Raw genomic sequence first — 454 nt, 5'->3', positions numbered from 1 at the left:
GTGTGTGGTGGTTTGGTGGTTGTGGTTGGGTTGTTGGTGATTTGTATAGTGGTTGCGAGCATCTTTTTTGTTTGTTTTGTTGGGTTTTTTAGTTTTTGTGGGCGTTTGGTGGATGCCTTGGTGCCTAGAGCTGATGAAGGACGTTGTGGCCTGCGATATTCCCTGGGGAGTTGGCGAGCGAGCGTTGATCCGGGGGTTTCCGAATGGGGTAACCTGACAGGTTTTGTGGCCTGTTACCACTGCTTGAATGTATAGGGTGGTGGGGGGAACGTGGGGAAGTGAAACATCTTAGTACCTGCAGGAAGAGATATTCTGTGAGTAGTGGCGAGCGAAAGCGGATGATGGCTAAACTGTGTGCGTGTCAAGGCGGCAGCTGTTGCGCATGTGGGGTTGTTGGGGCGTGTTTTTCCATTCTCTGCCGGGGGTGGGGGTAGTTATAAATGGTTGTGTGGAG

General features: G+C 51.5%; 1 rRNA gene. It reads left to right on the top strand.

The annotated features are described in order from the left end of the window. Positions 1-85 precede the first annotated feature (85 nt). A 23S ribosomal RNA gene (locus tag HMPREF2891_RS09770) occupies positions 86-454 on the top strand; the annotation flags it as partial.

The organism is Actinomyces sp. HMSC065F11 (genome assembly GCF_001813085.1).
GTDB lineage: Bacteria > Actinomycetota > Actinomycetes > Actinomycetales > Actinomycetaceae > Gleimia > Gleimia europaea.
Note: the sequence above shows the minus strand (reverse complement) of the source record. Positions and strands in the feature narration are given on the sequence as shown.